At 46.2% G+C, this 21,778-nt stretch carries 17 protein-coding genes, 4 pseudogenes and 1 riboswitch; of the genes and pseudogenes, 9 read left to right on the forward strand and 12 right to left on the reverse strand.

Annotation, left to right across the window (positions count from 1 at the left end; all coding sequences use genetic code 11):
* The first annotated feature begins 200 nt into the window (after positions 1 to 200).
* Positions 201 to 1,965: pseudogene (locus NST18_RS11375) on the forward strand (alpha-glycosidase).
* On the opposite strand, the gene NST18_RS11380 reads toward NST18_RS11375, so the two are convergent.
* Positions 1,949 to 2,797 carry a helix-turn-helix domain-containing protein gene (locus NST18_RS11380; protein WP_004891972.1) on the reverse strand — a complete coding sequence of 283 codons (849 nt, stop codon included), beginning with the start codon at positions 2,795 to 2,797 and terminating at the stop codon, positions 1,949 to 1,951. The pseudogene NST18_RS11375 and the gene NST18_RS11380 overlap by 17 nt on opposite strands.
* Before the next feature lie 122 nt (positions 2,798 to 2,919).
* Between NST18_RS11380 and NST18_RS11385 the strand changes: the two genes are divergently transcribed.
* The gene (locus NST18_RS11385) at positions 2,920 to 4,263 is read left to right on the forward strand and encodes an MATE family efflux transporter (RefSeq protein WP_080601165.1); all 1,344 of its coding nucleotides are present in this window, start codon (positions 2,920 to 2,922) and stop codon (positions 4,261 to 4,263) included.
* Between the two features lie 34 nt (positions 4,264 to 4,297).
* Here the strand turns inward: NST18_RS11385 and asnB are convergent, their stop codons facing one another.
* Entirely contained in the window at positions 4,298 to 6,148 is a 1,851-nt protein-coding gene (gene asnB, locus NST18_RS11390; RefSeq protein ID WP_004891976.1) for an asparagine synthase (glutamine-hydrolyzing), read from the reverse strand.
* Positions 6,149 to 6,272: 124 nt separating this feature from the next.
* Between asnB and NST18_RS11395 the strand changes: the two genes are divergently transcribed.
* A complete protein-coding gene (locus NST18_RS11395) occupies positions 6,273 to 6,794 on the forward strand; it encodes a DUF2777 family protein (RefSeq protein WP_004891979.1) in 522 nt (173 codons plus the stop codon).
* On the opposite strand, the gene NST18_RS11400 is transcribed toward NST18_RS11395, so the two are convergent.
* Both NST18_RS11400 and NST18_RS11405 read right to left on the reverse strand, forming a co-directional pair.
* The gene (locus tag NST18_RS11400; RefSeq protein ID WP_004891981.1) at positions 6,788 to 8,731 is read right to left on the reverse strand and encodes a putative bifunctional diguanylate cyclase/phosphodiesterase; all 1,944 of its coding nucleotides are present in this window, start codon (positions 8,729 to 8,731) and stop codon (positions 6,788 to 6,790) included. The two genes, NST18_RS11395 and NST18_RS11400, sit on opposite strands and share 7 nt — an antisense overlap.
* A 113-nt stretch (positions 8,732 to 8,844) precedes the next feature.
* Entirely contained in the window at positions 8,845 to 9,201 is a 357-nt protein-coding gene (locus NST18_RS11405; protein ID WP_035018846.1) for a YisL family protein, read from the reverse strand.
* A gap of 159 nt (positions 9,202 to 9,360) precedes the next feature.
* Here NST18_RS11405 and NST18_RS11410 point away from each other — a divergent pair, with 159 nt between their 5' ends.
* The gene (locus NST18_RS11410; RefSeq protein ID WP_004891986.1) at positions 9,361 to 10,551 is read left to right on the forward strand and encodes an ornithine--oxo-acid transaminase; all 1,191 of its coding nucleotides are present in this window, start codon (positions 9,361 to 9,363) and stop codon (positions 10,549 to 10,551) included.
* A gap of 22 nt (positions 10,552 to 10,573) precedes the next feature.
* Here the strand turns inward: NST18_RS11410 and NST18_RS11415 are convergent, their stop codons facing one another.
* On the reverse strand, positions 10,574 to 11,437 hold the full coding sequence (locus NST18_RS11415) for a fumarylacetoacetate hydrolase family protein (RefSeq protein ID WP_004891988.1): 864 nt from the start codon (positions 11,435 to 11,437) through the stop codon (positions 10,574 to 10,576).
* 234 nt (positions 11,438 to 11,671) lie between these two features.
* Here NST18_RS11415 and NST18_RS11420 point away from each other — a divergent pair, with 234 nt between their 5' ends.
* A complete protein-coding gene (locus NST18_RS11420; RefSeq protein ID WP_088223305.1) occupies positions 11,672 to 13,045 on the forward strand; it encodes an IS1380 family transposase in 1,374 nt (457 codons plus the stop codon).
* A gap of 264 nt (positions 13,046 to 13,309) precedes the next feature.
* Positions 13,310 to 13,489, forward strand: a complete 180-nt coding sequence (locus NST18_RS11425) for an aspartyl-phosphate phosphatase Spo0E family protein (RefSeq protein ID WP_004891991.1) — start codon at positions 13,310 to 13,312, stop codon at positions 13,487 to 13,489.
* Between the two features lie 5 nt (positions 13,490 to 13,494).
* Here the strand turns inward: NST18_RS11425 and NST18_RS11430 are convergent, their stop codons facing one another.
* A complete protein-coding gene (locus NST18_RS11430) occupies positions 13,495 to 14,604 on the reverse strand; it encodes a DUF418 domain-containing protein (RefSeq protein WP_035018848.1) in 1,110 nt (369 codons plus the stop codon).
* A gap of 121 nt (positions 14,605 to 14,725) precedes the next feature.
* A pseudogene (locus NST18_RS11435) lies at positions 14,726 to 15,006 on the reverse strand (AMP-binding protein).
* A 141-nt stretch (positions 15,007 to 15,147) separates the two neighbouring features.
* Here NST18_RS11435 and NST18_RS11440 point away from each other — a divergent pair.
* The 3 genes and pseudogenes from NST18_RS11440 to NST18_RS11450 all read left to right on the forward strand — a co-directional run.
* On the forward strand, positions 15,148 to 15,372 hold the full coding sequence (locus tag NST18_RS11440) for a spore germination protein (protein WP_004891999.1): 225 nt from the start codon (positions 15,148 to 15,150) through the stop codon (positions 15,370 to 15,372).
* A gap of 3 nt (positions 15,373 to 15,375) precedes the next feature.
* Entirely contained in the window at positions 15,376 to 15,597 is a 222-nt protein-coding gene (locus tag NST18_RS11445; protein ID WP_004892003.1) for a spore germination protein, read from the forward strand.
* A 12-nt stretch (positions 15,598 to 15,609) separates the two neighbouring features.
* Positions 15,610 to 15,684 (forward strand): annotated as a pseudogene (locus NST18_RS11450) (spore germination protein GerPB); the annotation flags it as partial.
* Positions 15,685 to 15,963: 279 nt separating this feature from the next.
* A riboswitch (SAM riboswitch) is annotated at positions 15,964 to 16,068 on the reverse strand.
* 50 nt (positions 16,069 to 16,118) lie between these two features.
* Here NST18_RS11450 and opp4A read toward each other — a convergent pair.
* The 5 genes and pseudogenes from opp4A to NST18_RS15200 all read right to left on the reverse strand — a co-directional run bounded on the left by opp4A (position 16,119) and on the right by NST18_RS15200 (position 21,773).
* A complete protein-coding gene (opp4A, locus tag NST18_RS11455; RefSeq protein WP_004892008.1) occupies positions 16,119 to 17,903 on the reverse strand; it encodes an oligopeptide ABC transporter substrate-binding protein in 1,785 nt (594 codons plus the stop codon).
* Positions 17,904 to 17,916: 13 nt separating this feature from the next.
* Entirely contained in the window at positions 17,917 to 18,825 is a 909-nt protein-coding gene (locus NST18_RS11460) for an ABC transporter permease (protein ID WP_004892010.1), read from the reverse strand.
* 21 nt (positions 18,826 to 18,846) lie between these two features.
* Positions 18,847 to 19,815, reverse strand: coding sequence for an oligopeptide ABC transporter permease (gene opp4B / locus NST18_RS11465; protein WP_035018851.1), 969 nt, complete (start codon positions 19,813 to 19,815; stop codon positions 18,847 to 18,849).
* 18 nt (positions 19,816 to 19,833) lie between these two features.
* Positions 19,834 to 20,760 (reverse strand): ABC transporter ATP-binding protein, encoded by a 927-nt coding sequence (locus tag NST18_RS11470; RefSeq protein ID WP_004892015.1) that lies wholly within the window; start codon positions 20,758 to 20,760, stop codon positions 19,834 to 19,836.
* A pseudogene (locus NST18_RS15200) lies at positions 20,747 to 21,773 on the reverse strand (ABC transporter ATP-binding protein). Before NST18_RS15200 ends, NST18_RS11470 begins: the two are co-directional and overlap by 14 nt.
* Between the last annotated feature and the right edge of the window lie 5 nt (positions 21,774 to 21,778).

A 21,778-nucleotide genomic window follows, 5' to 3' on the forward strand; every position in this document is an offset into this window, starting at 1 on the left:
TTTATTATACAATCATTTTCCGTTTTGACAACTATTTTTTTTTATCTTTTTTTGAATGAATGTTGACTTTTTTATTCGCTTCATTTTACGCTTGACATAAGCATTGTTTACGCTTCCGTGCACCGTTCAATAAGAAGAGGAGGCGCATGTGAGAAAAAGCGCAATCGATTGCGCGATAAATAGAGAGGAGAGATTGAAACATGTTAAAAGAAGCGATTTACCATCGTCCAAAAGATGCGTTTGCTTATGCATACGACGAACGAACGCTACATATTCGTTTGCGGACAAAAAAAGACGATGTCGATGCCGTTTATTTGTTATTTGGCGACCCGTACGTATGGGAAGATGGCGCATGGCAATTTGACAAGCAACCGATGCAAAAAAGCGGTTGTGACGCTTTATTTGATTATTGGTTCATCGCTGTGCAGCCCCCGTATCGCCGCCTGCGCTACGGTTTTGAGTTACATGCTCAAGGCAATATGCTCATATATACGGAAAAAGGTTTTTACGAAGAAGCGCCAACAGACGATACCGCATACTATTTTTGTTTCCCGTTTTTAAATCGCATCGATGTATTTGACGCACCGAGCTGGGTAAAAGACACCGTCTGGTATCAAATTTTCCCTGAGCGTTTCGCCAACGGCAATCCACGTTTAAATCCGCCAAATACGCTCCCGTGGGGAAGTATCGATCCGACAACGACGAGCTTTTTTTGGCGGCGATTTCGAAGGCATTATTGAACGATTAGACTATCTTGTCGAACTCGGCATTACCGGCATTTATTTTACACCGATTTTCAAAGCGCCATCGAACCATAAATACGACACGATCGACTATTTTGAAATCGATCCACAATTTGGCGACAAACAAACATTTAAACGGCTCGTTGAAGCATGCCATCAAAAAGGCATTCGCGTCATGCTTGATGCGGTGTTTAACCATAGCGGCTATTATTTCGCCCCGTTTCAAGACGTGCTAAAAAACGGCGAGAAATCACGGTATAAAGATTGGTTCCATATTCGTGAATTTCCACTTCAAACGGAACCGATTCCAAATTACGATACGTTTGCTTTTGTACCAGAGATGCCGAAATTAAATACCGAAAACCCGAAAGTGAAGCAATATTTACTAGACGTCGCAACATATTGGATTCGCGAATTTGACATTGACGGCTGGCGATTAGATGTCGCGAACGAAGTCGACCATCAATTTTGGCGCGAGTTTCGCCAAGCGGTGAAAGCGATCAAACCGGACGTGTACATCCTCGGTGAAATTTGGCATGATGCGATGCCATGGCTAAGAGGAGATCAATTTGATGCGGTCATGAACTATCCGTTCACGAACGGCGCACTCAACTACTTTGCGAAGGAAAACGTAAAAGCAAGCGAATTTGCCCATACGATCGTAAACATGTTGCATAACTATCCGCAAAACGTAAACGAAGTCGCCTTTAATTTGCTCGGCAGCCACGATACGCCGCGCATATTAACTACGTGCGACGAACGAAAAGAAAAAGTAAAGCTCATGTTCGTGTTCCAACTTTCTTTCAGCGGCTCTCCGTGCATTTACTACGGAGATGAAATCGGCTTAACTGGTGGACAAGACCCGCTTTGTCGCAAATGTATGGTATGGGAAAAAGAAAAACAAGACCGCGATTTATTTACGCACGTACAAACGCTTATTACACTGCGCAAACAATATCGCGCCTTGCGCTTTGGCGAATTTCATGTATTAGAAGCAAACGATGAAACGAATCATATCGCTTACGTCAAAACGTACGAAGATGAAACGATCGTTTGCGTGTTAAACAATGCAGACGCATCGCTTACATGGACCGTTCCATTTTCACTTCAAGACAAAACGGTCATCAACCTTTGGACGAACGAACAAATAACTGAACAAACGATGACAATTGAGCCGTACGGCTTTCGTATGTTACTTGTGCAGCCTACGCCCGCTGTATAAAACGGCGATACTCGCTTGGCGTCATCCCTTCTAATTTTTTAAATACACGCGAAAAATATGCACCATCCTCAAATCCGACTTGTTTAGCAATCGCCGCGACCGTCTCGTTGGTTGCGGCTAATTTTTTCTTTGCTACTTTCAGCCGATAATCATGTACATATTGCAGCGCACTCATTCCGATCGTTTTTTGCATACAGCGTGAAATGTAGTTAGGATGAAGTCGGAGAGCATAAGCAAGATGCTCCATTTCAAACGATTGATCATAATGACGATGAATATATTCCATCGCTTCTCTACATACATGCTCGGCAGCTGTCGGAATATGAAGCGTTTGTTTTTGCAATTGAACGATCCATTGTGCAAATAACAGCTGTTGCGCCAACGAATGATCCGGTGTTTGTTGCTCACGAACGATATGTTGCAACATCGTCTCCATTCCTACTTTGTTCAACTTTCCGTATTGTGGAATAAATAAACGATATTGCGCATAATCGACATACGTTGCCTCTCGTTCAATAATATCGCTCCATCCATACGGCTGTTTTTCACCAAGCTCGTATTGTGGCACTGAAAAATGAATCCAAATAAAATATGTATCTTCACCACACGGTTCATGCCCATAATGTTCAAACTGTGGGCATAAAATGACGTATTCTCCTTCCCGAACGGTAAACGTTTCTTCGTGTTCCGTCATATATAACGTTCCTTTTTGCACATACAGTAAATCAAATACCGAAAACGTGCGTCGAAAATGTTTCATTCCTTTTCGAAAAACCGCCTCACCACCTTTAATGAAAACGGGAAACGGCGGAACGGAAAACGATATATACATAAGCGCCCTCCTTGAAGTCGGAAATGTACAAAAGTTATCGTCTTTTTCTCTTTTTTTCATTATAACAATCCATTAAAATAAAAACAGTTTGCAAGTCGGAAATCGTAAAGGGGTTGTCTTGTTTGGCAAAAAAGCTTTCTTTATTTGCGCTCACTTGGCCCATTTTTATTGAATTGACGCTTCATATGTTGACGGGCAATGCCGATACGTTTATGCTTAGTCACTACACAGATGAAGCGGTTGCGGCTGTCGGGGTGGCCAATCAGTTATTGTTTATGGTCGTTGTCATGTTTGGCTTTATCGCAACAGGAACATCGATTTTAATTGCACAATATGCTGGGGCAAACGATGAAAAAACAGCTTCCTATATTGGAGCTACTTCCATTTGGGCAAATTTATTATTTGGCGTCGTATTAAGCGTTGCGCTTTGGATAGGAAGCGATTATCTCCTTCAAGTAATGAACGTTCCAAACGAGCTAATGGCTGATGCGCGTGCTTATTTATGGATTGTTGGTGGTTTTTCATTTGTGCAAGCGCTCATTATGACGCTCGGGGCGATTTTGCGCAGCTACGGGTTTACACGCGATATGATGAATATTACGATTGGAGTCAACATATTAAACATCATTGGCAACTATTTCGTATTGTTCGGACCGTTTGGCTTACCGGTTTTAGGTGTTGAAGGGGTCGCTTGGTCAACAACGATCAGCCGGATGATCGGGCTTGTCATTGGATTTTTGCTCATCATGAAACGTCTCCCATATCCTCTCCCACTGTTATCGAAAGAGGCGTTTTCATTTGCTTACGTTAAACAATTATTAAAAATTGGCATTCCATCTGCCGGCGAACATGTCGCTTACAATACGTCACAGCTTGTCATCACGTATTTTATTACAATGCTTGGCACAGAGGCATTAACGACGAGAGTATATACACAAAACATCATGATGTTCATTTTTTTATTTAGCGTCGCCATCGGGCAAGGGACGCAAATTATCGTCGGGCATCTCGTCGGGGCACAACGTTTTGACGAAGCGTATGCTCGCTGTTTAAAAAGTTTGCGGCTCGCCGTCATCATTTCGTTTACAGCAGCCGCCTTGTTTTCTCTTTTTTCCGATCAACTGTTTTCCATTTTCACAAGCAATAAATGGATGATTGAAACAGGCGGGACGCTCATTTTGCTGACGATGCTTCTTGAACCTGGTCGTTCGTTTAACCTTGTGATTATTAACTCCCTTCGTGCTGCTGGCGATGTGAAATTTCCTGTCTATATCGGCGTCGCTTCGATGTGGGGAATAAGCATCCCGCTTGCCTACCTCCTTGGCATTTCATTCGATCTTGGTTTAGTCGGCATCTGGCTCGCCTTTGCGGCAGACGAATGGATACGTGGCTTACTCGTCTATTGGCGTTGGAAATCAAACGTATGGCGCACAAAATCGTTCGTCAAAAAGGAAGCGACAGCTTAAAAACCCGAACAACGACGACGTTGTTCGGGTTTTCTCAGTTTTCTTTTAAATGAATGTTATAATGCTCAAACCATTCATGAAACTGAATAAAATACGCCAAAAGTTGCGGACCGGACATCAATTGCCCGAACCATGGAATGCGAAACGACTGTCCTTTCGTCTCTACTAATTCCTTTAACTTCTTTGCATCAAACAGTTCATATAAAACGGACGAGCGATTCGCTAAAATGGTCTCTAGTCGTTCCGCTACGATGTCTGTATAGCGCGGATGATGCGTTTTCGGATACGGACTTTTTTTCCGATACAATACGTCATCAGGCAACATGCCTTCTAACGCCTTACGCAAAATCCCCTTTTCGCGATTGTTATGCATTTTCATCTCCCACGGAATGTTCCATACGTACTCGACAAGGCGATGGTCCGCAAACGGGACGCGCACTTCTAAACTCGCCGCCATGCTCATTCGGTCTTTCCGATCTAAAAGCGTCGTCATAAACCAAATCATATTTAAGTAAAATAGTTCGCGGCGACGTTTTTCTTCTCCGCTTTCTCCGTCCGCGTGAGGAACTTCACGAAGCGTTTCTTTATAGCGCATATCGGCATACTCATGAAGCGGCAGTTTTTCACGCCACGTTTCATTGAGAAGATCGAATCGTTCATGCAATGAACGCATCCACGGAAATCCGTCTCGCTCAAAGTCTTCTTTTCTATGGAACCATGGATAGCCTCCAAAAATTTCGTCGGCACATTCTCCAGATAGACTCACAACAAACTGTTGCTTAATTTGGCGACAAAACCAAAGAAGCGACGAATCAATATCAGCCATCCCCGGTAAGTCGCGCGCAATCATCGCTTCCGTCAAATAGTCGGCTAGCTGTTGTTGCGAAATGACACACGTATGATGAACGGTTTGAAACGCATCAGACATTTGTTTAATCCAAGGACCATCGCTATTCGGCTGAAAGGCGTTCGCAGTAAAATATTGTTCATTTTCTTCGTAATCAATGGAATACGTATGAAGCGGTCCTTTTCCTTCTCGTTCAAACGACTGCGCCGCAATCGCTGTAATGGCGCTTGAATCGACCCCACCCGATAAAAACGTACACACAGGGACGTCTGAAACGAGTTGGCGCGTAACGGCATCAATAAGCAACGTGCGAATATGCTCGACTGTTTCGTCAAACGAATGAACGTGTGGGGCGCTTTTCACGTTCCAGTATCGCCATTGCCGTATCCCCTCTTTATTCACGATCATCGCATGAGCCGGGCGCAGTTCGTGAATCGTTCGAAATACGCCATGTCCCGGAGTGCGTGACGGACCGAGCGCTAAAATTTCGCATAAACTTTCGCGATCAATTTCCGCTCGAACGTTTGGATGCGCTAAAATCGCTTTAATTTCCGAAGCGAATAAAAACTCTCCTTGTTCATGACGATAAAAGAGCGGCTTCACTCCTAAACGATCGCGCGCTAAAAACAAATGACGGCGCTCACCATCCCAAACCGCAAATGCAAAAATGCCGTTTAAATGATCGACACATTGTTCACGCCATTCCATGTATGCGGTAAGCAACACTTCTGTATCGGAATGCCCTTGAAACGTATATCCTTTTTGCAATAACTGTTTGCGAATATCTTCTGTATTATACAGTTCGCCATTATAACAAATCGTATAGGCATAACCGTTTTTTATTCGCGTCATCGGCTGGACGCCGCCTGCTGGGTCGACAACGACAAGCCGCTTATGCCCAAATGCGACATGATCGTCCATCCAAACATTTGTATCATCCGGTCCTCTAAATGAAAGCGTATTGGCCATGTTGAGAACAACATCTCTTTCTTGGCGCAACTGACGCTCAAAATGAACCCATCCGGTAATTCCGCACACGTCAATCATTCCCTTCTGTTGTGAACAAGTATGAAGCATGCTTTTATTTTATGCATCGTTTATATAAATGATGAGTTGTCTATAATGGCGTACGAAGGGAATTGACAAAAAAGGAGTGAAATAAATGGATCGCCTTGCATCATTGCGCGCACAAAAACGAGCTTACATATACGGCGTTGTTGAACAAGTGAACGGTGAATGGATATTTTTTGATGAAGATGACGATGCGCATGAATTAACAAGTTTACCGAAGGAAGTCGAACTTTTCCGTTTCGGTCAATGGATAAAAGGATGGCTTGGGGAAGATGGGGACGTGTATATGACCGAACGGTACGCATTAAAAAACGGTGACCGTCTCCGCTACGTAAAGCCGTTGCCGCACGCATACGAACAATGGCTTTCTCAGCTACCCGATCACGCGTTTTTTCATTTTATTCACTTAGTTAACGAGTGGCATTTTTCCGTATATGACTGTTTGTATTGTTATAACTATATGTTGTTTGCTGAAAAAGGGGTTAATTTTTTAATATTTGATAACTCGGTTGACATGTGCAACGTCCAACATTATTTTGACGAAAAACAACATCGCTTTGAACTGACGTTGCAAACAGGGAAAAAAGTGATCGGTGTCCAACTCGATTATTGAATGACCACGTTCCCTTGTAACACTTGTTGTTCAAATTGTTCCGCAGAAAGCGGTTTAAAAATCGCATACCCTTGCGCATAATGACATTTTAATCGCTTTAACAATTTCATTTGCTCAGCCGTTTCTACCCCTTCGGCGACAACTTTTAGGCGCAAGCCGTGCCCCATCGTAATGATTGATTTCACAATCGCAATGTCCGAACGATCTTGATGGAGTTGGTAAATGAACGACCTATCAATTTTTAACGTATTGATCGGCAAATTTTTTAAATAACTTAAAGAGGAGTAACCTGTGCCAAAATCATCAATAGACACTTGCACACCAAGCTGTTGAAGCTTTTTCATCACGTGAATGCTGTAATACATATTTCGTAACATCGAGCTTTCTGTAAGTTCTAAATGTAAACAATGAGCGGGAAGCTGCGACTGCTTCAGCGCTTGTTGGACGTCTTCAAAAAACGTCGGATGCTGAAATTGCGTCGCTGAGACGTTGACAGAAATCATTAACGAATCAAAGCCGAGATCATGCCATTTTTTCGTTTGCATGCACGCTTCTGTTAATACCCAACGACCGAGCTCATGAATGAAACCAATTTCCTCTGCAATCGGAATAAATTCAAGCGGAGACACAAATCCGATTTTCGGGTGTTTCCAGCGCAATAGCGCTTCGCTCCCGATAATTTTTCCCGTCATTAAATCAAGAAGCGGCTGATAGACGAGAAAACATTCTTGTTTTTCGAGCGCTTTTCGCAAATATCGTTCAAGCTCGACGCGATACATCACTTGTTCGTTCATTTTTGTGGCGTATAACTTCACGCTGTTGCCGCCTTTTTGTTTCGCCCGATTGACCGCTGTATCCGCATTTTTTAATAACGACTGCGCATCGACCCCATCCGTTGGATAAAAGCTTACACCGACACTTGCGGTTAAGAAAAACTCTTTTTCTTCGTACACAATTGGCGAAGCGATATGTTGGAGCAGTTTTTTCGCCCATTCAACGACCGTTTGCACATCCGTTTGTTTTGTCAACAATAAGCTAAACTTATCTCCGCCAAAACGGCCTAAATGCGCGCCAGATGGCAATATGTTTTTTATTCGCTCCGCCATTTGCTTTAATATTTCATCCCCACCGTAATGACCGATCGTACCGTTTACCATTTTAAAACGATCCATATCAATAAATAAAACAGCAAGTGTACTGCCTGTTTCTTTCGCTTTGTCAATTGCGTTTTTCACGATATTTGTAAATTGCAGCCGATTCGGTAGCCCCGTGTCGCTATCGTGATATGCGATATATTTGATATGTTCTTCTGCGCGCTTTTGTTCGGTAATGTCGCGTCCGATCCCATAAATGCCAACCTTTTTTCCGTCAACGATAATCGGAACATTTTTAATTTGTAATAAATACACTTCTCCTGATTTCGATGGAATTTCTAAATTGTATTGTTGCACCTTTCCTTTTAACGCGCGATAAAAATAGCGGCGCACGCGCGGAATATCTTCTTTTTTAATGTAATCAAGCGAGTTTGTATGCAAAATTTCGTCTGCCTTATACCCAAACACGCGCTCAAACGCAGGATTGACGCTTGTGAAATTGCCTTCTAAATCGGTGGAATATACAATGTCTGGATTATGTTCAAATAAAGAGCGGTAATATTGTTCAGATAGCTTCATTTTTTGACGCATCTCGTCCATATTTGCTCGATAATCGTCAAAAACGAGGGCACAAATGATGGCATGTTCCGATGCATCCCCAATCATCGGAAGCAGTTGTGCTTGGGGCAAATGATGTTGCACGTACCGTTCGACTTGCATGCGAAACGAAGGAGAAAGCGAAGAAACGAAAATCGTTAGTTGGTCATACTCATATAAACGAGAGTCGCTCACCCATCGTTCCCAATCTGCAAACGTTTTACAAACCGTTTGAAATAATTTCATCCCCTTTTTCCCACTCTTTCTTTCTCTTTATATTTTTAGGATTATCACTTAATTTTCATTATAGCACATTTCCATATGGTAGAAAAAGATAAAAGTTGGCAAATGTTCCAACTTTAAGAAAAGAATGAAAAACCAAACGGCAACTTAAATCCAAGATATAGTACGACCACGAACGCTACAAAAAACTGAAGCCAAAGAATATTCGTATTTTTTCCTTTCGCTGTCCGAACGAGAATCATTTCCATCGTTCCGATCACCCATATCCCAACGATCACTTTAATGATATAAAGAAATGGGAAGGAGGACATGCTATGTAAAATCCACGCTCCTGTCGCAATAATGAACACGTAAAATAGGCGCAACAACATGTGTAACGTTTTTGTTTTTTCATGTCCTTTCGACTGTAAAACAAGCGCAACGACAAATAAAATAAGCGCAACAACCCACGTCGTAATATGTGCATGTGTCATCGTCATTCTCCTTTCTCTATCCATTTCATATATGAATCTATCATAACACGTCGATCGTGATCGGACAATTGAAAAGGAAAACGCTCACCTTTTCTATTTACTTTCTATATTCACTTCAAGTATGTTATATATGTGAGCATCCAAGTGGGAGGGATCAACTTGAAAACAACACAAATCATCGAGCTAACAGAAAAATACGGGGCAAACAACTATCATCCACTTCCAGTCGTCTTATCTAAAGGCGAAGGAGTATGGGTAGAAGATCCAGAAGGCAATCGTTATATGGATATGTTGAGCGCTTACTCTGCGGTCAACCAAGGTCATCGCCATCCGCGCATCGTGCAGGCGCTTATTGATCAAGCGAATAAAATTACATTAACATCGCGCGCATTTCATAACGACCAGCTCGGTCCATGGTATGAAAAAGTCGCAAAGCTAACGAAAAAAGAAATGGTTTTGCCGATGAACACAGGTGCCGAAGCGGTCGAAACAGCCGTAAAAGCAGCGCGCCGCTGGGCATATGACGTAAAAGGCGTTCCTGCGGATCAAGCCGAAATTATCGTTTGTGAAGATAACTTTCACGGTCGGACGATGACAGCGGTGTCGATGTCATCTAATCCAGAATACAAACGCGGATTCGGTCCGATGCTTCCGGGCATCAAAGTCATTCCGTTCGGCGATGTAGAGGCGCTAAAACAAGCGATCACTCCAAATACAGCCGCATTTATTTTTGAGCCAATTCAAGGAGAAGCAGGCATTAACATTCCGCCAGAAGGATTTTTAAAAGCCGCATACGACGTATGTAAACAACATAACGTTTTATACATTGCGGACGAAATTCAATCAGGACTTGGCCGCTCCGGCAAAATGTTTGCGTGCGATTGGGAAGAAGTTGAGCCAGACATGTACATTCTCGGCAAAGCGCTCGGTGGGGGCGTATTCCCAATTTCATGCGTAGCCGCAAACCGCGACATTCTTGGTGTATTCAATCCAGGCTCGCACGGATCGACGTTCGGTGGCAACCCGCTTGCTTGTGCCGTTTCGATCGCTGCGCTTGATGTTATCATCGAAGAAAAATTGCCAGAGCGCTCATTTGAGCTCGGTCAATACTTCCAAGAAAAATTGCGCGAAATCAATCATCCAGACATTAAAGAAGTGCGCGGCAGAGGATTGTTTATCGGCGTCGAATTACACGTCCCTGCGCGTCCGTATTGCGAAAAACTGCAACAAGAAGGGCTATTATGTAAAGAAACGCATGACACAGTCATCCGTTTTGCCCCGCCGCTCGTTATTACAAAAGAAGAGCTCGATTGGGCAATTGAAAAAGTGAAAAAAGTATTTGAACAATAAAAAGCTGGGGATCCCCAGCTTTTTATTGTACTCGGTTGCGCAACGTGCCAATCTGGTCGATCGTAATTTCAACGACGTCGCCCGACTGTAAAAAACGCGGTGGATTCATCCCTTTCCCAACTCCTGCTGGCGTTCCTGTCGCAATGATATCCCCCGACTCTAACGTCATCCCTTTCGACAATGTCGCAATCATCGTTGGAATATCGAAAATCAATTGCGATGTCGTTGCCGATTGTCTGACTTCACCATTCACTTTCGTTTGAATATGTAACGCATGCGGCTCGGCAATTGCCGACCGATGAACGATCCACGGTCCCATCGGACATGACGTATCCAAACTTTTGCCAAGCAAATATTGTTTATGTCTTTCTTGTAAATCGCGCGCCGTCACATCGTTTATGATCGTATAACCAAACACGTAATCGAGCGCCTGTTCTTTCGGAATCGCTTTTCCCTTTTTCCCAATAACAATCGCAAGTTCCCCTTCATAATCTAATTGATCGGTTACATCCGCATGGCGTAAAATCGCTGCCTCATGCCCGATCACTGTCGTTGGCGCTTTCGAAAATACAATGATATTTTCGCGATCCGCCGCGCCTCCCATTTCTTGCGCATGATCTGCGTAATTTTTTCCAATACAAAAAATATTTTTTGTCGGGCGCGGAATCGGCGCAAGCAGTTGTACGTCGTGAAGTGCATACGTCCACTCCGGTCGCACACGTTCTAGCACACGTTGCACTTTTTCAATAAACGATTCACCAAGTTCTATGCATTCGATCATCGTATGCGGCATCGTTTCATCTGCTTTCGATAAATGAACGATTTTTTGCTCATGAACAACCCCAACAAACACATCTGATCCGACGTGCGCTGTAACAAATTTCATGTTCTCATCCCCTTTTTCGTATGATCGAACATCATTATGTTCTCTTTTTTATAACTAAACTCCTTTGAAAAAAATCATTTTCCAACACATTATCCTATTTCCTTTTTCTTCAGAATATGTATAATAGTTTATACATACCTGAATCCGTGACAAAACATCTTTACAATGGTCGCAAACCGTTGATACGATAAGGGAAAACGACGTTGACGACTCTTCATCAAGTAGGTGAATGTGATGAAAGATTTCCCGATTCGGTTTGTATTGACAGATGAAGCGATTACTCCAAGTGCTGGGCTTGCTCTCGTGGGCTACTTACTGCACCAAACGAAGCTGGATAAACGAGTAAACGCACTTCGGCTCCCAACGGTTCGTCGAGATGTGCACATTTCCCATAGCGACGTCATTCGCTCGATGATCGGCTTGCTTGCCACAGGAAAAACGGATTTTGATCATATCGAAGCGTATCGTCAGGACGATATCTTTTCGACATCAATGGGCATTCGGCACGTACCTTCCTCCCCAACGTTGCGACAGCGTCTCGATCAGCTCGCTTGTCTCCCGATGACCGAAACCATCATTTGGGAGGAATCGATGCGTCTGTTGGTTCGACAACACGCTACCTTGTCCGCTTGTTGGACGAAAGGGAAAACGACATGGCTTCCCCTTGATATAGATGCTTCCCCATTTGATAACTCCGATACGAAAAAAGAAGGAGTGAGTCGAACGTATAAAGGATTTGACGGTTTTACGCCGTTGTTTGCGTACGCAGGGAAGGAAGGGTATATCGTTCATGCCGAGCTGCGTCCAGGGAAACAACATGTACAAGACAACATGCCTTCGTTTTTAACTACCGCCATCCGTCGAGCTCGTCCGCTGACCTCGTCTCGTCTGCTTGTCCGCATGGATGCAGGGAACGATGCGGAAGCGAATGTGCACGTATGTCTAAAGGAAGACGTGGACTTTGTCATCAAGCGAAACTTACGCCGAGAATCGAAAGCGCTTTGGTTCCAGATCGCTTCGCAAAAGGGCAGACGCGTCGATGATGGACAAACAGAAGGAGTACAAACGTATGAGTTATGCCTTCCACAGACAGCAGCAATCGATGGACACACGTATACGTACGTTCAAGTCACCCAAGTGACGGAACGAACGATGGAACGAAATGGACAGCTGATGCTCGTTCCTGATTACGAAGTCGAAAGCTACTGGGTGCGCCTCGAAGGATACGAGCATGTTCGAATGAGTGATGTGCTCGCATTGTATCACGATCATGCGACATGCGAACAGTTTCATAGCGAACTGAAAAGCGACTTAGATTTAGAGCGACTTCCATCAGGGAAGATGAAAACGAATGCGCTCGTGTTAGTCATGGGAGCATTCGTGTACAACCTTCTTCGCCTGATTGGACAAGATCTATTAAGCGATCCGAGACATCCATTACATCATAAAGTGAAACGCCGCCGCATCAAGACGATCATTCAGACGGTGATCACGATGGCAGGTCGACTCGTCCGCCGATCACGACAGATCTGGATGAAACTGACGCGAAGGAGTGGGTACAGTATACTCCTACTGAATGTGTATCAAAAATGGAAAGAGGCAAGATAACAAACAGATGTTCGGGTACTCATATCCATCACTCCCCCCTGTACTTTTTTTGTCTCTTTTTTGGTTTGTATCTCCATAAAAGAGGATTTATCTCGTTTTCAAACATGAAAGTGGTGCAGGGAATCATCAAAAAAAGGGATGTATGGATCATATATCCATAGAACTAACACCAAAATCAAAGTTGATTTCCAACCATCACGGATTCAGGTATACATACAGTTGTTTACAGCTTGTTAACTAAAGTGAGAAATGTTGGTGAATCTTATGTCTCTTTCCCTCATCGAAAAGAAAAGAAGACAATTAATTGAATTGGCGCAAATGTACGGTTTTTCGGCGAAAGAAACGATCCAATGCAGTCAAGAGCTCGATGAATTGTTAAATAAACATTTGAAAGAAGCCGTGCTTTTCCATAAAGAAAAAGAGGACAAGCCGTGTGCGACATGATTCATTCATGTCGTTTTCTTTTTTCCGTACGTCATCCATCGCCATACGCGCTCCATCGGTCCGATGCGATATTTTTTTAGCCACCAATGGCTCCAACATATTTGCATGACATATACAACGAGCGCAACAGCTAACGCTTGTTTTGGTGTTACTTTTCCATACAATCCGAAGCCATATGAATAAAAAATGGTCGTACAAATGACGGATTGCATGAGATAGTTCGTGAACGCCATTTGACCAACAGGGGAAAAAAAACGAATGACGTTCGCCGTCGCAAACGAAAACGCGGTCAAATAAAACAAAGCGAGCGCAGGACCCCCGATCATATCTTGGGCATACTCGGTTACGATATTTTTTTCGATATATGGCAATAATTTAAACGCCATGCCGACGACGAATGAACCGATGCACCATTTTTGAATCGTTTCGCGATGTTGTGCCACATGATGAAACCATTTTTCTTTTGCGATATATGCTCCAAATAAAAGAAATGGCAAAATCGTTAAAATAAAAATGAATGTTTGTGTAAACGAATTGACGTATAGCCAATCGGCTACCCGTTGCATAAAAATTTGTTCCCACGTGCCTTGTTGATAATTTGCGATCGCCTGCCTTGCCAGCTCTGGCTCTGAAAAATCGACATCGCCACTTACTTTCCACATCAGCCACATGAGTATCGTTGAACCGAAAGCCCAACTGCTCCAAAGCGAAAGCGCCCAGTTACGTAACGTTTTTGCGCTCGCTTGAAAAAACGGAAAAAGAAACAACCCGACGATCGCATACCCGATTAAAATATCGCCATGCCAAATGAAAAATGCATGAATGACGCCAAATAACAACAACGCAAGCAAACGGCGCAAAAAAGTCACTCGAAACCGTTCGCCCCCTTTTTCAAACATCACCCATGCTCCCCAGCCGAACAACAACGAAAAAAGCGGATAAAAGCTCGCTTGCGCAAATATATCTACAAATGCGAGCAGAAAACGATCAACCCCATCTTTCGCAAATACCGACGCATCAACATATAACATCGGAAGCGAAAAATCAAGAACGTTTACAAGCAAAATGCCAAACAACGCAAAACCGCGCACCGCATCAATCGTCGAAATACGCATCTTTTCCCTCCTTTTCCATTTCATCCTGAACCTCCCGATGGCTAAAGCCACGGGGTTCTTGTGTACTATAGAGCTTCTTCCATACCTTCGCATGGATACTGACTCTAATTCCACAAGACTTTCATGGGCAAACACCTTTGCGAATATTAAGCGGCACCATGATCGCTCCTGTTTGAAATACGCCGTAAAATCCTTCGAGCATTTCTAACGTATTTGGCGCTAAATAAGCGACACGGTCCCCTTTTTTCCCCCTAAAGCACTTAACCCGTGAGACAATTGATTGACGCGCTCATTGAGCTCACGATATGTAAACGATCTTCCTTCGCTAATGACGCCGATTTTGTCTCCGTAAAGCGACACGGCACGATCTAAAAAATGAGTTAATACTAATGGAACGTCCATCCCCAATCCCCCTTATTTTTATGTCTAAAAATTATTATTTTTCAGAAATATTATAACACATCTTTCTTTTTATGGAGCACATTTCTTTCATTGTTTTCATATGATTGGGTAAGGGAAAGAATGAAGGAAAGGACGATGGCCATGCCTTCCTATATTGCAGGTCCAATTAAAATTACGAACGTCAGTAGCGATGCAACCGTCAATTTCGGCGATACGTTGCAAATCGCGCCAAAAAGTTCATCGAGGTCGCTTGCAGGTGCCGGTGGTGGAAATACAGGAGATTTTTTACAAACGAATACGTTTATTAGCTTTACAAATACACTCGATCCAGACACCGCCGATAGCAACATAAAAAGCAAGGGATAGCCGATGCCAGCCATTGTTGGAGCGGTCCAAATTAACAGTATCGGAGGTGGCGGTGTGTTTCATATCGGCGATGTATTTGCCATCTCTCCGTACAGCGTTGCTAAAACGTTTGCTGGTGCTGGTTCATTTAATACGGGGGACGGCCTGAATATTTACAATCAATATAGCAGCACAAATACAAACGACCACGATGTTGCCGATAGCAATGTCGTTGGAAACGTCTAGCGAGGTGGGACGATTAATGTGTACGTTCAACAAACGATTTCTATTCACCAATTAAAAATCGGCTCGCTTACTAACTCATCTGTACTGTAAATCGGAACAACTGGAAAAGTACAACCGCTCGCCACATGGTGCACTTTTCCTTCCGTCGGCAAATCCGGACGGTCGACATGCACCGCCGCCTTAGAGTCAAACCGGATGAGCTCCGCCTGCACACAGCGCATGACACAAACGGCGAACGCTGCGGCACGGAGATGAGCGGCCATGCAAGCGCGGAGCGAAACCGCCTCCTCCACTGTTTCTCCTTCACCTCCCATCGACAAAAAAACCCCTTTCGCCTCGGAATGATGCGAAAGGGGCCATGAGCCGTTCTTATCATCCAAAGCGAAACCGCTTTGCGGGTGTTAGCACCTTGCCTGCGGCAGGTTGCTGTGGGGTCATCAAGCCCGTTCTCTCGCCCACTCTTGATAAGACGTATGCAATTTATCTTCTATCTTATCATACATCATCAAAGGCAACAATCGTCATTGTTCGACTTCCGGTTGCTCGGACGTGACGCCGACATCTTTCCACGTCAGCTTCGAGCTCGGGTCAACCGTAAAGTTGGCGACACGGTTGTTGACCGCATAGATGGCGGAACGATACAACGTTGGGATGACCGGCACTTCTTCGTTCATTAGCTTTTGCCACTCGCTGTAAATTTTCCGGCGATACTCCTTGTCAAACGCCTGTTCGGAATGGCCTTTTTCCAACAGTTCATCGTTTTTCTCATTCACCCAGCGCGAGTAGTTGAACATGGCGTCGCGGCCGTACAATCCGTACGGGTCGACGTTCGTTCCAGTTCCCCAAGCGGCGGCGTAGACATCCACTTTCGGATCGTCTTTTTCGATCATATCGTAGAAGGAGTTGAACTCCGCCAAGCGTCCGTCTACAAGCTGAACATCGAGACCCACATCTTTCCAGCATTGCATATAAAATTTGGCCAGCGGTTCAGCGATGTCCCCACCGCTCATCGCCAAGAAGTTGACCTTGAATTTTTTGCCGTTTGGATCTTCGCGGAGGCCATCGCCATCCACATCTTTATATCCCGCTTCATCCAGCAATTGTTTCGCTTTTTCCGGATTGTACGTATACCCTTTGATGGAACTGTCATGATAGCCCGGGAACGACGGCGGAATGAGCGTGTTCGCCGGGAAGCGCAAACCATGATACAGGCGGTCGGCCACCTCTTGGTTGTTGATGGCGTACGCCATGGCTTGGCGCAGTTTTTTGTTTTGGAATTTCGGATTGTCCATTACGTTTTCCTGCTTTTTCGCATCCCAATGGCCGAGTTTAAAGCCGATATAGTTGTACGCCAAATCCACTTTACCGATAAACTGAATGTTTTTCGTCCCTTTCGCGTTCAAATATTGGTCAGTCGGGAACCCAGCGACGTCAATTTCGCCTTTTTTCAGCGCTTGCAGGACGACTTGCGGGCTGACGACTTTCAAAATGACGCCTTCCAAGTTCGGTTTGCCAGCCCAGTAGTCATCATTGCGAACAAACTCTACCGACTCGCCCGGAACGATTTTCTTCACTTTAAACGGACCGAACCCGATCGGGTTTTTCCGGATTTTATCCGATTTCGCCAAGTCTTTGATCGGAATGTCTTTCAAGTAATGCTTCGGCAGCGGATACGCCCAAATGCCAGTCAACACCGACGGATTGGCCTGTTTCCATGTGATCGTCAACGTCTTTTTGTCGATGACTTTAATGCCGGAAATTTTATCCGCTTTGCCGCTGTGATATTCTTCCATCCCGACGATCCCTTGGATGAGCGGATCGCCATAACGGACGCCGGTGTAATCTTTATGGCCGATGACCAAATACGCATACTCCAAGTCTTCAGCGGTCACCGGCTGGCCGTCATGCCAATTCACATTGTCTTTAATACGGATTGTCATCGTCTTTTTATCATCCGACAACTCATACGTGGCAGCCCCATCATTTGTAATTTCATAGTCACCGTTCGTCCGGAAAAGCGACTCGTCAAAAAATTGCAAAATCTCTGCGTCGGGCGCTCCGGTGTAGAATGCATAGCTGAGCGTCCCTTCAAACGGCGTATCGGACACAAGGCCGTATTTCAACACGCCGCCATCGATGATTTTCCCGTCGTTTTTCACCGTCATCGGGAATTTGCTGATGTCTTCCTTCTGAGCCGCCGGTTTTTCGTTATTGTTGCCCTTTCCGCTCGTTGTGTCGGATTTGCCCGTGCACCCGGCGAGCACGAGCAAGAGCGCGGCGAGAGCCGCCAGCCATTTTCTCTTCACATTTTCTTCCCCCTTATCCTAGTCGTTGTCTTGCATCAGCCGCACGTTTCAGCGCTTGGCCGATGAAATTTATGCACAGCATCATCACTAAAATAAGCAATGACGCAGGCAACCAAACCCACCATTTGTTTTGCAAAACATCCGGGTTGGTCGCATAGCTGACCAACGTCCCTAAGCTCGGCGTGCTCTCCGGCAGCCCGAAGCCAAGATACGTGAGCCCGGACTCGATGCCGATGTTGCCCGCCAAATTTAACGTCAAATTGACGATAATGATTGAGCTGAGGTTGGGCAAAATTTGAAAAATAATGATTTTCCAATCTGGCGTGCCGAGCGTTTTTGACGCGCTGACATAATCCAGCTCGCGCTCGGCCAGCGTTTTGGCGCGGATCAGCCGGGCTTTGCCCATCCACAAAAACGCGCTCATGATCAAAATGAACGTCAATACATTATATTTAGGCACAATGGCGACAAAAACAATAATGAGCATCAAAAACGGCAGAACGAGAATAAAATCGATGATGCGCATAATGACATTGTCAATCCAGCCGCCGAAATAGCCGGCCACCAATCCGACAATGAGGCCGATCGCCCCAGTAATGAGCGTAATGGCCAGCCCGATCGTAAACGAATTGCGGGCGCCGATGATGAGCTGGCCAAACACGTCGCGCCCTCCGTAGTCTGTGCCAAGCCAGTGTTCCGCTGACGGCGGAGAATAGATGGAAAGAAAATCCACTTTCACGATTTCCTCTTGATCCAAAAAGAGCGACACGCCATAGACGATCGACAAAAGGATTCCTAAAACGATGAGCGAACCAAGCGCGAGCCGATCCCGAGCCACCTCCCGCCACATGATCGAAAAGGCGGAAGGGCTTTTCTCGATGTTCGCTCCGGCCGGCGTTGGGCCGCTGATTTCCGCTTTCATGTCAGCTACCTTCCTCCTTCCCTACTCAATCCGGATGCGCGGGTCGACCGCACTCAAAATGATGTCCGACAACAGCGTGCCCACCAGCGTCGCCAGGCCGGAAATCATGACGAGCGCCGTCACGACGCTGTAATCCCGCTGCATAATCGACTGCAAAAACAGCTGGCCAACCCCCGGATAGCTGTAGATCGACTCCAAAAACACGGAACCGCCGACAAGCCCGGTGATCTCATACCCTAAAAACGCCGCGATCGGCAAAAACGCATTGCGCAAAATATGGCGCCAATAGATGTGCCGCTCCGGCACGCCTTTCGCCCGCGCCGTTTTCACGAAATCTTTCACTTTCGTATCGACGATTTCGCTGCGCAAATATTGAATCGTAACGACCGTGTTGATGAGCGCTCCCGACAACGCCGGAAGCATGAGATGGTTCAATTTGCTTAAATAGTAAGCGAGCGTCCCTTCCTCGACCTGAACGTCCACGCTGCCGCCGGTTGGAAACCAGCCAAGGTGAAAGCCGAAAATAAACAGCATGACCAAAGCAAAAATGAACAGCGGCGTGGCAAACCCGAGATAGCTGTAGCCGACGACTAGCTTATCAGCCCATGTATCTGTCCATCGCCCCGACACGATGCCAAGCGGAATGGCAATCAGGTACGTCAAAATTAAAATCGCCGCCGACAGCAACACCGTATTCCCGATCCGTCCGGCCAGCAGATCAGTGACCGGCTGCTGGTGGGTATAGGAAAGGCCGAGATCCCCTTGCAGCATGTTTTTCACCCAACGTATGTATTGAATATGCACCGGATCATTCAAGCCAAGTTTTTCCCGCATTTCCTCAAGCGTCTGCGGATCCATTTTCGGGTTGGCCGCCAGCTGCCCCGTCAGCGCATCGCCCGGCATCGCCTTCGCCAGCAAGAAAATGAGGACGCTCAGCAAAAACAATTGTGGAATCATAATGAGGATTCGCCGTAAAATAAATTTCAGCATCTTCCCGTCCTCCCCTCTTTACGGAATGGCCACCGAGTGCGTCGGCGAAATCGGCTTGAGCGGGTGAGCCCGGCCGTTTGCATCAAAATAGCGGGAATACGACTGCTCATACTCTTTTTCCACTTCGCGGCGAAGCGCCTCCTGCCGGCCGCGTTCGCGCGGATCGGCGTTCGGAATGGCGGAGAGCAGACGTTTCGTATAAATATGTTGAGGATTCGTAAAAATCTCCTCGCTCGTCCCTTCCTCCACGAGCCGGCCGCGGTACATAATGCCGATGCGGTCGCACATATGCCGAATGATCCCTAAATCATGGCTGATGAACAAATACGTCAGCCCGTACTCCTGCTGGATTTCTTTCATGAAATTCAACACTTGCGCCTGCACCGACACATCAAGCGCCGACACCGGCTCATCGGCGATGATGAGCTTCGGATTGAGCGTGAGCGCCCGCGCAATGCCGATGCGTTGGCGCTGTCCGCCGGAAAATTCATGCGGATATTTGTAAATCGACTCCGCGCTCAAGCCGACCCGCTCTAAAACGTATTGCACCTTCTGCCGCTCCTCTTGCGGGGACAGGCGTTCAAAATTGCGGAGCGGCTCGGCGACAATGTCGAGCACACGTTTGCGCGGATTGAGCGAAGAATACGGATCTTGGAAAATCATCTGGATGTCTTTCCGATACGGATGAAACTCGCGGCGGCGAAGCTTTGTCAAATCCGTCCCTTCAAACAGCACTTCCCCGGCCGTGGCGCGGATCAAACCGATAATCGTGCGCCCTGTCGTCGTCTTGCCGCAGCCGGACTCGCCGACGAGCCCGTACGTTTCCCCTTTGTTCAGCGTGAAACTGACATCGTCCACCGCGCGGACATGGTCGACCACCCGGCGAAAAAAACCGCCGCGCACCGGATAGTATACTTTCAAATGGTTGACGTTAAGAAGCGCCATGGCCGATTCCACCTACCTTTTGATCATCGGGAAAATAAAAATGTTGGTAACATGTGCAACGCACCCAGTGCCCCGGCTCCACTTCCCGCAACTTCGGATCCGATTCGTGCTTATCCGCCCCAATCCAGCTGATGCGCGGCTGGAAGCGGCAGCCGCGCCGCGGCAGTTTATGCAGCGGCGGAACGATCCCTTGGATGACGTGGAGTCGTTCCTTTTTCGTCTGCGCAGACGGGATCGACTGCAACAATGAGCGGGTGTATGGATGAAGCGGACGGTGAAAAATGGTATCGACGTCCGCTAACTCAACGATTTCCCCAGCATACATGACCGCCACACGGTCCGCCATTTCCGCCACCACCCCCAAATCATGCGTGATTAAAATAATGCTCGTTTTCATTTGCCGCTGCAACTCTTTGAGCAGCCCTATGATCTGCGCCTGAATCGTCACATCAAGCGCCGTTGTCGGTTCATCGGCGATGAGCAGGGCGGGCTCGCAGGCGATGGCGATCGCGATGACGACCCGCTGCCGCATCCCCCCCGGACAACTCGTGCGGATAACGGTGGTACACCTTTTCCGGCTCCGGAATGCCGACTTTGCGAAGCAAGACGATCGTTCGCTTCTTTTTTTCGGCTGCTGACAGCCGCAGATGGTAATCCATGCTTTCTTCGATCTGCCGGCCGACCGTCATGAGCGGATTGAGCGCCGTTAACGGATCCTGAAAGATCATCCCGATTTCTTTGCCGCGGATGCGATTGAGTTCGGCAACGGAGAGCGACAGCAAATTTGTCCCTTTAAAGTGCAGGCGCCCCTCAATTTTTGTCTTTTCGGGCGGGTGGAGACCCATGATCGACAAAGCGAGTGCGCTTTTGCCGCAACCCGACTCCCCGACGAGAGCGACGACTTCGTTCTCTCCGATCGCCAGCGAAACGTCGTCGACCGCCGCATAATAGTCATCACCGATGCGGAAAGAGACTCGCAGCCCCTCAATTTCCAGTAACGTTTGCTTTGCCAATGTGT

Origin of the sequence: Anoxybacillus sp. FSL W8-0104, assembly GCF_038004465.1 — a bacterium.
GTDB lineage: Bacteria > Bacillota > Bacilli > Bacillales > Anoxybacillaceae > Anoxybacillus > Anoxybacillus flavithermus_G.

Bases quoted from the DNA above. Each gene is read 5' to 3' on its own strand.
- NST18_RS11380 (WP_004891972.1), bottom strand. From the start codon at position 2,797: ATGTATATATCGTTTTCCGTTCCGCCGTTTCCCGTTTTCATTAAAGGT.
- NST18_RS11395 (WP_004891979.1), top strand. From the start codon at position 6,273: ATGGATCGCCTTGCATCATTGCGCGCACAAAAACGAGCTTACATATAC.
- NST18_RS11400 (WP_004891981.1), bottom strand. From the start codon at position 8,731: ATGAAATTATTTCAAACGGTTTGTAAAACGTTTGCAGATTGGGAACGA.
- NST18_RS11405 (WP_035018846.1), bottom strand. From the start codon at position 9,201: ATGACACATGCACATATTACGACGTGGGTTGTTGCGCTTATTTTATTT.
- NST18_RS11415 (WP_004891988.1), bottom strand. From the start codon at position 11,437: ATGAAATTTGTTACAGCGCACGTCGGATCAGATGTGTTTGTTGGGGTT.
- NST18_RS11420 (WP_088223305.1), top strand. From the start codon at position 11,672: ATGAAAGATTTCCCGATTCGGTTTGTATTGACAGATGAAGCGATTACT.
- NST18_RS11425 (WP_004891991.1), top strand. From the start codon at position 13,310: ATGTCTCTTTCCCTCATCGAAAAGAAAAGAAGACAATTAATTGAATTG.
- NST18_RS11430 (WP_035018848.1), bottom strand. From the start codon at position 14,604: ATGCGTATTTCGACGATTGATGCGGTGCGCGGTTTTGCGTTGTTTGGC.
- NST18_RS11440 (WP_004891999.1), top strand. From the start codon at position 15,148: ATGCCTTCCTATATTGCAGGTCCAATTAAAATTACGAACGTCAGTAGC.
- NST18_RS11445 (WP_004892003.1), top strand. From the start codon at position 15,376: ATGCCAGCCATTGTTGGAGCGGTCCAAATTAACAGTATCGGAGGTGGC.
- NST18_RS11460 (WP_004892010.1), bottom strand. From the start codon at position 18,825: ATGAAAGCGGAAATCAGCGGCCCAACGCCGGCCGGAGCGAACATCGAG.
- opp4B (WP_035018851.1), bottom strand. From the start codon at position 19,815: ATGCTGAAATTTATTTTACGGCGAATCCTCATTATGATTCCACAATTG.
- NST18_RS11470 (WP_004892015.1), bottom strand. From the start codon at position 20,760: ATGGCGCTTCTTAACGTCAACCATTTGAAAGTATACTATCCGGTGCGC.